This is a genomic window from Rhodococcus chondri, assembly GCF_036327435.1.
Taxonomy (GTDB): Bacteria; Actinomycetota; Actinomycetes; order Mycobacteriales; family Mycobacteriaceae; genus Rhodococcus; species Rhodococcus chondri.
Genome location: NZ_JAUZMZ010000347.1, coordinates 1 through 1780 on the forward strand (window position 1 = coordinate 1; position 1780 = coordinate 1780).

The 1780-nt window shown below is 69.7% G+C and carries 2 protein-coding genes and 1 pseudogene; all 3 read left to right on the top strand.

The window, feature by feature from the left end; translation table 11 throughout:
- On the top strand, nucleotides 1-238 hold a 238-nt coding region (locus Q8814_RS25990; RefSeq protein WP_408015991.1), incomplete at its 5' end, for an ArsR/SmtB family transcription factor.
- The gene (locus Q8814_RS25995; protein WP_330154808.1) at nucleotides 235-864 is read left to right on the top strand and encodes an SRPBCC family protein; all 630 of its coding nucleotides are present in this window, start codon (nucleotides 235-237) and stop codon (nucleotides 862-864) included. The genes Q8814_RS25990 and Q8814_RS25995, both read left to right, overlap by 4 nt.
- A gap of 139 nt (nucleotides 865-1003) precedes the next feature.
- Nucleotides 1004-1687: pseudogene (locus Q8814_RS26000) on the top strand (aldehyde dehydrogenase family protein); the annotation flags it as partial.
- Nucleotides 1688-1780 lie beyond the last annotated feature (93 nt).

A 1780-nucleotide genomic window follows, 5' to 3' on the forward strand; every position in this document is an offset into this window, starting at 1 on the left:
GTCGCAACATCTCAAGGTGTTGCGCGATGCCGGCTTCGTCCGTGTGCACAAGGACGGCACCCGCCGCCTCTATCGGCTGGATCCGGCGCCGCTGACCGCACTCGAGGACTGGATGGCCGGCCTGCGCCCGCTGCCGGCCCCCGCCCTGGACGCGCTCGGCACCGAAATTGCACGCGGCAAGAGGGAACGCCGGAGGCGGACCGCCACCACCGACGAGAAACACAGGAGAAGCTCATGAAGGACGCCCGGACACAGATCGATGCAGTCCGCCGCACCGTGGGACGTCGCGCCCTCGACACCGGCGAAGCATCGGTGGTGACGATCTCGCGCAGCTACCCGACCACCGTCGACGACCTCTGGGACGCATGTACCGATCCCGAGCGGATTCCGCGATGGTTCCTGCCCGTCACCGGAGAGTTGCGCGTCGGCGGTCGATACCAACTGGAAGGCAACGCGGGCGGCGAAATCCTGACGTGCGACCCGCCGCACAGCTTCACCGCGACGTGGGAGTTCGCCGGGGCCACGAGCTGGATCGAGGTCGGGATCGCCGCCGATGCTCATGGCGGCGCCCGGCTCGAACTGGCCCATATCGCGCACGCCGACGGCGACTTCTGGGAGCAGTACGGCCCCGGAGCGGTCGGAATCGGCTGGGAAGGTGGATTCTTGGGACTGGCCCTGTATCTGGAATCGGGATCGGCCGTCGATCCGGCCGAGTTCCAGCAGTGGGCGACCTCGCCCGAGGGAGTTCGCTTCCATACCGCGAGCGGCAACGGCTGGTACGACGCGGACGTCGCCTCGGGTACCGACGCCGAACAGGCCCGTGCTCGCGCCGACCGCACGATCGCGTTCTACACCGGGACCTGAGAGATCCCCGCCCGCCGGTGTGTCGCCGCCGGCGGGCGTTGGCCACCGACACGGCAGGAACACGACGCCTGTGACAGCGACCACCTCGGCGCGGTACGTTGGTGTAACTCTGAGAACTACTCACCGGTAGGGGTTCGATATGGCTGCTCCGAGCGCTGCGACCTTCGCGCGGCTCGCCGATCTCATCGCGATCGCCGACGCATCCGACCGGCCGACGCGTCCCGTCGTCGAGGCCTTCAGCGGTCGCGAGATCGCGACCGTGCCCGTCGGCACCGCCGCCGACGCCGAGGCCGCCATCGATCGCGCGCGCAAAGCGCAGGTCGCGTGGGCGAACACCCCGGTCGAGAAGCGTGCGGAGATCTTCCACCGCTATCGCGAGCTGGTGATCGCCCGCCGCGACGAACTGATGGACATGGCGCAGGCCGAGACCGGCAAGTCCCGCAGCTCCGCGCAGGAAGAGGTCCTCGACATCGCGATGACCGCCCGCTACTACGCGCGCAACGCCGCGAAGCTGCTGCGCCCGCGGCGTGCGACAGGCATGCTGCCGGGCCTGACGAAGACGGTGGTGCGGCACCATCCCAAGGGCGTCGTCGGCATCATCGCCCCGTGGAACTACCCGATGACGCTCGCGGTCTCCGACGCGATCCCCGCGCTGCTCGCGGGCAACGCCGTCGTGCTCAAACCCGACAGCCAGACCCCGTACTGTGCGCTCGCGGTCGCCGAACTGCTCTACGAGGCCGGCCTGCCGCGCGAGGTCTTCGCCGTCGTCCCCGGGCCGGGTTCGGTGGTGGGCACCGCGCTCGTCTGCGACTCGGTGTACTTGAGCAGTCCGTCCGCGCCGTGTCGGCGGCCCACCCCGGAGATCCCCATGCCGCCCATGGGTGCGTCGGTGCTCCCCCAGGCTGGTGCGTAGCCT

What these genes read in the sequence shown, in the direction of transcription:
- Q8814_RS25995 (WP_330154808.1), top strand. Translation starts at nt 235, where the DNA reads ATGAAGGACGCCCGGACACAGATCGATGCAGTCCGCCGCACCGTGGGA.